A 6,391-nucleotide genomic window follows, 5' to 3' on the forward strand; every position below is an offset into this window, starting at 1 on the left:
GCGTCCGGGTGCTCGCGGAACAGCCGCACGCTGAGCAGCAGCAGGTCGTCGAAGTCGACCGCGGAGGCTTCGTTCAGCCGCCGTTGGTACTCGGTGTAGATCCGAGCGATGCGCGTCTCGTGCGGACCCACCGCCTTCGCGGTGAGCTCGTCGGGGAGGATGAGCTCGTTCTTGAACGTCGAGATCTTCGTGTGCAGCTGCCGAGCCGGGAAGCGCTTCGGATCGAGATCGAGGTCTCGGCGCACCCAATCGCACAGCCGCACCGCGTCGGCCTGGTCGTAGATCGTGAACTGCGGCCGGTAGCCGAGCAGCGTGGCTTCGCGACGAAGGATGCGCGCGCACGCGGAGTGGAACGTCGACACCCACATGCGGCGAGCCACTCCGCCGACGAGCGCCGCGACCCGCTCCTTCATCTCCGCCGCGGCCTTGTTCGTGAACGTGATCGCGAGGATCGAGAACGGCGAAGCGTCGCGCTCGGCCATCAAGTACGCGAGCCGGTGCGTGAGCACGCGTGTCTTGCCCGAGCCCGCGCCCGCGATCACGAGCACCGGGCCGACGGGCAACGTCACCGCCTCGTGCTGCGCGGGATTCAGACCCTCGAGATCGAGATGGATCTTGCGCCGAGGCGGCCGCGGGGCCTCGGCTTCGGGCGGCGGCTCGGGCGCGCGCGTCTCGGACGAAGCGAGCGATTCGGGACCCCAGAGCGTGCGCGCGGGCTCGTTCATGTGCTGCCCATCGTACCGGTGCCCACTGACATCGGACCGCACACACGTTCGTGTTCATGCCGCCAACGTCGCCGTCAGCTCGGCGAGCAACGCGTGCGGATCGCGCGTGACCTTCGTCCACGTCGCGAGGACGATGCGGTAGCCGAGCCGACCGGGAACGCTCCACTTCTCGTGGTCGTGCTCGTAGTCGGCCGGGTCGTCGTGCCAGCGCCGACCGTTCGTCTCGAGGATCGCACGCCGAGACGCGAAACCGAAGTCGTAGAGGTACGTGCGACCGTTCCAGGTGAGCGGGAACTCGCGAACGAAGTCGGTGATGCCGTGCGCGACGAGCAACCGGCGTGTCTTCACCTCCAACGTCGAGCGCGCGGGATGGATCGGATCCAGGCCGTCGAGGAGCGCGCGGGTCACTCGCACACCGGGCATGCGACGACGCGCAAACCGCTCCAGATACGCGCGCAGTGCAGGGACCGTCGTGAGTCGCCGACGACGGGCGTCTTCGCACGCGATCTCGAAGGCTTCCGCTTCGAGCAATGAAGCGAGCGCCACGACGGTCGCCTCGACGCCGGTCACTCGCATGCCGCGGTGTGTTCTCACCATGAGCTCGTCGAAGTTCTGGTGGCGCTCGACGCTCACCGTCGGGCTGCGCAGGAATCGCGATGACGGGACGACGATCTCGGGGCGCGGGGCGCGGACTCCCTCGATGCCGTACATCTCGGCCGCCGACCTCGCGGCCGCGACGGCGTCCTGGCCGGCCCAGAGCAACGCGGCGACGAGCCGCTGCTCTGCGCTCGTGGTGACGACCGTCATCCGGTAGACGTCCGGGAGCTTACGCACGATCACGCCGGCCGCTGCGAACGCGAGCAACTGGTTCCGGTTCACGTCTCCCGCCACCGCGTCGACGCCGCGAAACACGCCGAGCGTGGGCCGACTGAGGGTCGTGAGAACGGCGAGCGCCGCGTTGGCGAGCATTGAATCCCTCTGAGCGGTATTCACGGCTCGTCAAACGAGCCGGCCGACCGAGCAGGGGAAGCTGCGCGAGAACCTACAAACCCGGTGTGACAGTTATACGGGTTCGGGGTCGGTGTGGATCGCGACCTCGGTGGTGCGGTCGTCGCGCGTCGGCGCCTCGACGCGAACGGCGCGCAGGCGGCGCGTCCCGTCCTCGTTCAGCGCGACCGTGAACGCGCCGGTGTCGGGTTCGACCTCGAGCCCGAAGTAGGCCTGCCAGTCGTGCGGTGACGACGGGCTGTCGGGGTCGGTGCCGCGCGGCACGCGCCGGAAGCGCATGCGCTCGCGGTCGAACAACCAGATGCTGTTCGACGACTCGAGCCGCAGGATGTCGGGCTCGTGCACGCCGGCGATCGCGGCCAGGTCGGGAGGCTCGAGGAGGTCGTCGTTCACGGCGCGGCCGCCAGCTCGAGCATCAGCGTCACCGGTCCGTCGTTGACGAGCGCCACCTGCATGTCGGCCCGGAACCGACCGCTCTTGACCCGCACGCCGACATCTTCCAGGTCGGACGCAAACGCGTTGCACAACGATTCCGCAACCTCCGCCTTCGCGGCCGCGACCCAGCTCGGCCGCCGGCCGCGCGCGGTGTCGCCGTAGAGCGTGAACTGACTCACCACGAGCGCCTCACCGTCGACGTCGAGCAGGGTCCGGTTCATCATCCCCGAGTCGTCGTCGAAGACTCTCAGATTCCCTACTTTGTCCGCGAGCCGCGACGCGATCGCGCGCGTGTCGTCGTGCGTGACGCCCACGAACACGAGCAAACCGGTGCCGATCTCGCCGACCGCGTCGCCGTCGACCGTGACGCGCGCCTCGGTCACCCTCTGCACGAGCGCCCTCATGGGCGCACCCTAAACCGCGTCCCTGAGGATCACCCGTACCGACGCTGAGATTTGGCGCAGTTCAGGCGGTTTGCTCCAACTGCGGCGTATACGCACCGCGCCGCGCTGCGCCGTTGAGACGCGCGCGCTTGAGATACGCGGCCTGGCCGTCGGCCGCGTGCGCGTCGGAGCCACCCCACGCCGAAAGCGCCGGGGCCTGCAACGCACGCCCGTACGAGAACGACAGCTCCCACGGATGCGGACCCCGCCGGTTCATCGCGTCGAGGTGCGCGGTCGCGTCCTCGTCGCTCTGACCGCCCGAGAGGAACACGATGCCCGGCACCGCCGCGGGCACGGTCGCGCGAAACACACCGAGCGTCGCGTCCGCGACCTCGTCGACCGACGCCTGCACGGCACCCGTCGATCCCGACACGACCATGTTCGGCTTCAGCAGCATCCCGTCGAGCGCGACCCGCTGCTCGTACAGCGCCGAGAACACCGCGTGCAGCGTCGCCTCGGTCACGGCCGAGCACCGCGCGAGATCGTGCGCGCCGTCCATCAACACCTCGGGCTCGACGATCGGCACGAGCCCTGCTTCCTGGCACAGCGCCGCGTACCGCGCCAGCGCGTGCGCGTTCACCGCGATGCAGTACGGGCTCGGGATCGAGTCGCCGATCGTGATCACCGCGCGCCACTTCGCGAACCGCGCGCCCAGCGCGACGTACTCGGTCAGCCGCTCACGCAGCCCGTCGAGGCCTTCGGTGACGAGCTCGCCGTCGGCGCCGGCCAGCGGCTTCGCACCCGCGTCGACCTTGATGCCCGGCATGATCCCTTGGTCGACCAACACCTGTACGAGCGTGCGACCGTCGGAAGCCGACTGCCGGATCGTCTCGTCGTACAGGATCACCCCGCTCACGAACTCCGCCGCGCCCGCGGTCGTGAACAACATCTCCCGGTACGCGCGCCGCCGGTCCTCGGTCGACTCCACCCCGATCGAGTCGAAGCGCTTCTTGATCGTGCCGCCGCTCTCGTCGGCGGCGAGGATGCCCTTGCCCGGCGCGACGAGCGCGCACGCAATCTCGTGGAGCGACGAGCCGCTCACTCCCATTCGATCGTGCCCGGAGGCTTCGAGGTGATGTCGTAGGCGACGCGGTTGACGCCCGGGACCTCGTTGATCACACGCGACGCGATCCGCTCCAGCACTTCGTACGGCAGGCGCGCCCAGTCGGCGGTCATCGCGTCTTCGGACGTGACCGCGCGGATGACGATCGGGTACGCGTACGTGCGGTCGTCGCCCATCACGCCGACGGTGCGGACCGCGGGCAGCACCGCAAAGCTCTGCCAGATCTCGCGGTAGAGGCCGGCGCGCTTGATCTCCTCGACGACGATCGCGTCGGCGCCCTGCAGGATCGCGATGCGCTCGGGAGTGATCGTGCCGATGATGCGCACCGCGAGCCCGGGACCGGGGAACGGCTGGCGCCACACGATCTCCTCGGGCAGACCGAGCTCCTCGCCGACCGCGCGCACCTCGTCCTTGAACAGGTGCCGCAGCGGCTCGACGAGCTCGAAGTCCATGTCGTCGGGGAGACCGCCGACGTTGTGGTGCGACTTGATGTTCGCGTTGTCGCCGCCACCGGACTCGACGATGTCGGGATAGAGCGTGCCCTGCACGAGGAAGCGCGCCGGCGCGCCCGTGTCGGCGAGATCGCGGGCCGCTTCCTCGAACACTCGGATGAACAGCTCGCCGATGATCTTGCGCTTGCGCTCGGGGTCGATGACGTCGTCGAGCGCGGCAAGGAAGCGGTCGGCCGCCTTCACGTGTACGAGGTCGATGTTGAACTGCTTGCGGAACGTCTCCTCGACCTGCTCGGCCTCGTTCTGCCGCATCAGGCCGGTGTCGACGAACACGCACGTGAGCTGGTCGCCGACGGCTTTGTGCACGAGCGCGGCCGCGACCGCGGAGTCGACGCCGCCCGACAGCCCACAGATCACGCGCTCCTTGCCGACCTGCGCGCGCACCTCGGCGACGCCCTGCTCGATGATCGAGACGTTCGTCCACGTCGGAGGGCAGCCGGCGACATCGTGCAGGAAGGCTTTGAGGATGTCCTGCCCGCGCTCGGTGTGCGCGACCTCGGGATGGAACTGCACGCCGTAGAGCGCGCGTTCGGGGTCGGCGAGCGCGGCGACGGGCGTCGCGTCGGTCGACGCGAGCACCGTGAACCCGGGCGGTGCCGCCGTCAAAGTGTCGAAGTGGCTCATCCACACGACCTGCTCGAGCGGCTGGTCGTGGAAGAGGCCGCGAGCCCCGTTCACGCGCAGGTCGGTGCGCCCGTACTCGCCCCGTCCGGTCTTCGCGACCTCGCCACCGAGCTGCAGCGCGAGCAATTGCGCGCCGTAACAGATGCCGAGCACGGGAACGCCGGCCTCGTAGATCGACGGGTCGATCGTCGGCGCGCCGTCGACGTGCACGGACGCGGGGCCACCGCTGAGGATGATCGCCGCGGGCTTGCGCTCGAGCATCTCCGCGACCGGCATCGATCGCGGCACGATCTCCGAGTAGACGTGCGCGTCGCGCACTCGTCTCGCGATCAGCTGCGCGTACTGGGCTCCGAAGTCGACGACGAGGACGGGACCGACGTCACTCATGGTCGCACTCGCTGCGGGCCGGGATACCCGTCCCGCGCCCGCTCGCCGCTCCACACGCGGATTGGGAGTCGAAGCGAGTGCGGGTGACTCACGCCCGTCTTACTTGTTCCCCATGCCGACGCCCTGCGCGCGCTGCAGCGACTTGCCCTCGGTCTGGAGACCCGGCGCGACCATGACCTCGGCCTTCTGGAACTCCTTGACCGTCTCGTAGCCGGTCGTCGCCATCGACGTACGCAGCGCGCCGAACAGGTTGAGCGTGCCGTCGTTCTCGTGTGCGGGCCCGACGAGGATCTCGGCGAGCGTCGCCTTGCGCCCCGCGTGGACGCGCGCACCGCGCGGCAGCGTCGGGTGGAAGGTCGCCATGCCCCAGTGGTAGCCGCGGCCCGGCGACTCGTACGCCCCCGCGAGCGGCGACCCGATCATCACCGCGTCCGCGCCGCACGCGATCGCCTTGGCGATGTCGCCACCGGTGCGCATGCCACCGTCGGCGATGACGTGCACGTACACACCGGTCTCGTCGAGGTGACGGATGCGCGCACCCGCGGCGTCGGCGATGGCGGTCGCCTGCGGGACGCCGATGCCGAGCACGCCGCGCGTCGTGCACGCGTGCCCCGGACCGACCCCGACGAGCACGCCCACCGCGCCGGTGCGCATGAGGTGCAGCGCGGTGCTGTACGACGCGCAGCCGCCGACGATCACCGGCAGGTCGAACTCACGGATGAAGCGCTTGAGGTTCAGCGGCTGGCGCGCTTCGTCCTTCGAGACGTGCTCGGCGGAGACGACCGTGCCCTGCACGACGAAGATGTCGAGCTCGGCCTCGAGGATGTGCTTCGCGTACTGCTCGACCCGCTGCGGGGTGAGCGACGCGCACGCGGTGACGCCCGCGTCCTTGATCTCACGGATGCGCGCGCCGATCAGCTCTTCCTTGATCGGCTCGTTGTAGAGCTCCTGCATCCGGCGGGTGGCCTTCTCCGGATCAAGCGACGCGATCTCGTCGAAGATCGGGTCGAGATCCTCGTACCTGGTCCACAGTCCCTCGAGGTTCAGGCACGCCATGCCGCCGAGCTGGCCGACCTCGATCGCGATCTTCGGGGAGACGACACCGTCCATCGCCGCGCCGATCAGCGGCAGGTCGAAGTGGAACGCGTCGATGTCCCAGGAGATGTCGATGTCCTCGGGATCTCGCGTGCGCCG

At 69.4% G+C, this 6,391-nt stretch carries 7 protein-coding genes; all 7 read right to left on the reverse strand.

The annotated features are described in order from the left end of the window. On the reverse strand, positions 1 to 725 hold a 725-nt coding region (locus VH914_07350), incomplete at its 3' end, for a UvrD-helicase domain-containing protein (protein ID HEX4491005.1). A 54-nt stretch (positions 726 to 779) separates the two neighbouring features. Beyond that, positions 780 to 1,694: a hypothetical protein gene (locus VH914_07355; protein HEX4491006.1), complete on the reverse strand. Its 915-nt coding sequence runs from the start codon at positions 1,692 to 1,694 to the stop codon at positions 780 to 782. A 93-nt stretch (positions 1,695 to 1,787) separates the two neighbouring features. Next, on the reverse strand, positions 1,788 to 2,126 hold the full coding sequence (locus VH914_07360) for a hypothetical protein (GenBank protein ID HEX4491007.1): 339 nt from the start codon (positions 2,124 to 2,126) through the stop codon (positions 1,788 to 1,790). Continuing rightward, positions 2,123 to 2,572 carry a D-aminoacyl-tRNA deacylase gene (gene dtd / locus VH914_07365; GenBank protein ID HEX4491008.1) on the reverse strand — a complete coding sequence of 150 codons (450 nt, stop codon included), beginning with the start codon at positions 2,570 to 2,572 and terminating at the stop codon, positions 2,123 to 2,125. Before dtd ends, VH914_07360 begins: the two co-directional genes overlap by 4 nt. A gap of 61 nt (positions 2,573 to 2,633) precedes the next feature. Further along, positions 2,634 to 3,653, reverse strand: a complete 1,020-nt coding sequence (locus tag VH914_07370; protein HEX4491009.1) for a class I fructose-bisphosphate aldolase — start codon at positions 3,651 to 3,653, stop codon at positions 2,634 to 2,636. Beyond that, entirely contained in the window at positions 3,650 to 5,197 is a 1,548-nt protein-coding gene (guaA, locus tag VH914_07375) for a glutamine-hydrolyzing GMP synthase (protein HEX4491010.1), read from the reverse strand. The genes VH914_07370 and guaA overlap by 4 nt, the downstream gene beginning before the upstream one ends. A gap of 99 nt (positions 5,198 to 5,296) precedes the next feature. After that, positions 5,297 to 6,391 (reverse strand): GuaB3 family IMP dehydrogenase-related protein (locus VH914_07380; protein ID HEX4491011.1); only part of this gene is annotated, 1,095 nt, incomplete at its 5' end.

This window comes from Acidimicrobiia bacterium, assembly GCA_036271555.1.
Taxonomy (GTDB): domain Bacteria; phylum Actinomycetota; class Acidimicrobiia; order IMCC26256; family PALSA-610; genus DATBAK01.